The organism is Hydrogenophaga sp., assembly GCF_041633695.1.
Taxonomy (GTDB): domain Bacteria; phylum Pseudomonadota; class Gammaproteobacteria; order Burkholderiales; family Burkholderiaceae_C; genus Hydrogenophaga.
In genome coordinates this window covers 1-2,045 of the sequence record NZ_JBFJMY010000619.1, presented here as the reverse complement: position 1 = coordinate 2,045, position 2,045 = coordinate 1, and the positions used below count along the sequence as shown (strand labels likewise).

3 protein-coding genes are annotated in these 2,045 nt (G+C 68.3%); 2 read left to right on the top strand and 1 reads right to left on the bottom strand.

Translation table 11 applies throughout. The annotated features are described in order from the left end of the window. The coding region (locus ABYB95_RS22470) for an alpha/beta hydrolase (RefSeq protein ID WP_372662237.1) at positions 1–515 on the bottom strand (515 nt) is incomplete at its 3' end. 131 nt (positions 516–646) lie between these two features. Here ABYB95_RS22470 and ABYB95_RS22465 point away from each other — a divergent pair. Both ABYB95_RS22465 and ABYB95_RS22460 read left to right on the top strand, forming a co-directional pair. Continuing rightward, positions 647–1,639 (top strand): HlyD family secretion protein, encoded by a 993-nt coding sequence (locus ABYB95_RS22465; protein ID WP_372662233.1) that lies wholly within the window; start codon positions 647–649, stop codon positions 1,637–1,639. After that, positions 1,636–2,045 (top strand): ABC transporter ATP-binding protein (locus ABYB95_RS22460; protein ID WP_372662230.1); only part of this gene is annotated, 410 nt, incomplete at its 3' end. The genes ABYB95_RS22465 and ABYB95_RS22460, both read left to right, overlap by 4 nt.

Here is a 2,045-nt window from a genome sequence, read left to right as displayed (position 1 = left end):
TCCACCTGGGCGGCCAGCTCGATGGCGATGGCAGCACCCAGCGAGTGGCCAAAGATGTAGCGCGGTCGGTTCGGGTATTGCTGGCCCAGCCAGTCCCACGCGGCGCGGGCGTCTTCGTAGGCCATGTCTTCCGAAGGCAGACCGGGCGAGCTTTTGCCAAAGCCCCGGTAGTCCACCGCCAGCACCGAAAAGCCCAGCTCATGCATGCGCCGGGCCCGAAAGGCCGAGCCGGTGACGTTGTAGCGCGCACCGTGCAGATACAGCAGCACCGGGGCATTGGCCTGACGGGCCATGTTTTCGTGCGCCAGCCACAGGCCGTGCAAGCGCACCGGCTGATCGTTTTGGCGCGAGTTGAAGGGGATCCAGACCTCGCTCATGCCCTCGGCGGCCTCGGTGCCGCGCCACCAGCTGCGGTCCGATGGTTGAAAAATCCACGAGCGCTGGCGTTCGTCGAGGGTGGCGCAACCGGTGACGATGGCGGCCAAAGCCAGAAGGAGGATGCACAAGCGTTTCATATGGGCAGCATGTGAGGCGCGTGGTCGAAAGAAAGTTCCGGCGTTTTCTTTTCTCCTGCTGCGGGGTTCGCGTTGCAGGCCCTTGGCGGAATGGGTCATGATGTCGGCAGGTCACGGGCAAGAGGACGACGATGAAAACCAACCCAGCCAACTTCCGCAGGGGCGCAGGTGCGGCGCTGACCCTGAGCTTGGCTTTGGCCTTGGCGGCCTGTGGCCAGCCGCCGTCCACCGACTGGTCGGGCTACGCCGAGGGCGACTATGTGCATGTGGCGGCCCCGCTGGCGGGCCGGCTGGAGGTGCTCACGGTGCAGGCCGGTGCCTTGGTCAAGCCGGGCGATCTGCTGTTTGCGCTGGACGCGCAAGCCGAGCGCGCCGCGCAGCAAGAAGCCCTGGCGCGCTGGAACGCCGCCCAGGCGCAGGCGGCCAATACCACCAAGGGACGGCGCAGCGACGAGCTGGCGATGACGCGGGCGCAGCTCGTCCAGGCCCAGACGCAGGCCGTGCGGGCGCAAGCCGCCTGGGCACGCCAGCGCGAGCTGGTGGATCGCGGCTTTGTTTCCCCGGCGCAGCAAGACGATGCCCGGGCCGCGCTGGACCAGGCCCAGGCCCGCGTGCTGGAACTGCAGGCCGCCTTGCGTGTGGCGAACCTGCCGGCGCGCAGCGACGAAAGCCGGGCCGCCCTGGCCCAGGCCGACGCGGCGGAGCAAGCGCTGCGCCAGAGCGAATGGCGGCTGGCGCAAAAAGAGCAACACGCGCCCGCCAGCGCACGGGTGGCCGAGGTGTTCTTCCACGTCGGCGAATACGTGCAACCGGGGCAGCCGGTGCTCTCGCTGCTGCCGCCGGGGGGCATCAAGGCCCGCTTTTATGTGCCCGAGTCCGAAGTCGCCTTGCTGGCCCTGGGGCAGCGCGTGGCGTTGCGCTGCGACGGCTGTGGCGAGCCGATTGCGGCACGCATCAGCCGCATCGCCACCGGGCCGGAGTTCACGCCGCCGGTGATTTATTCGAATGCCCAGCGCGCCAAACTGGTGTTTTTGGTCGAAGCCCGCCCCGTGCCTGCCGAGGCGACACGCCTGCGCCCGGGCCAACCGCTGGACGTGCGGCCGCTGCCGGATGAACCCGCATGAGCCTGGCCATTGATGTGCGGGGCCTGACCAAACGCTACGGCGCGCGGGCTGTGGTGGACGACGTGGCGCTGCAGGTGGAGACCGGGCGCATCTGCGGCTTTCTGGGCCCCAACGGCAGCGGCAAAACCACCACCATCCGCATGCTCTGCGGCCTGCTCAAGCCCGATGCCGGCGAAGGCCAGTGCCTGGGGCTGGACTTCCGGCGCGAGGCCATCGCCATCAAGCGCCAGGTGGGCTACATGACGCAAAAGTTCGGCCTCTATGAAGACCTCTCGATCCGCGAGAACCTCGACTTTGTGGCGCGCTTGTTTGAACTGCCACAGCGCCGGGAAGCGGTGGACCAGGCTCTGGAACGCTTGGGCTTGCAGGGGCGCCAACAGCAGTTGGCGGGCAGTTTGTCGGGCGG

What these genes read in the sequence shown, in the direction of transcription:
- ABYB95_RS22465 (WP_372662233.1), top strand. Translation starts at nt 647, where the DNA reads ATGAAAACCAACCCAGCCAACTTCCGCAGGGGCGCAGGTGCGGCGCTG.